General features: G+C 23.6%; 1 protein-coding gene. It reads left to right on the top strand.

Translation table 11 applies throughout. The features are described 5' to 3' along the window. Window positions 1-82: 82 nt before the first annotated feature. Window positions 83-216 (top strand): AAA family ATPase (locus tag ACYQ44_RS10575; RefSeq protein ID WP_459995881.1); only part of this gene is annotated, 134 nt, incomplete at its 3' end.

Below are 216 nucleotides of genomic sequence, written 5' to 3'. Positions count from 1 at the left end.
ATCCTCCAATATAAATATACTTTGAATTTTATATAATATAAATTATGATATAATTAAGTATAGAAGTTTTGGAGGTGAAATGATGAAAAAATTACCAATAGGAGTACAGGATTATAAAGAAATAATAACAGAAGATTATATATACGTAGATAAAACAAAATACATCTATGAATTAATAAACAGTGGTAAATTTTACTTTCTCTCACGCCCAAGAAG

It is taken from the genome of Marinitoga arctica (assembly GCF_054657315.1).
This window is presented reverse-complemented; position numbering and strand designations above follow the sequence as displayed.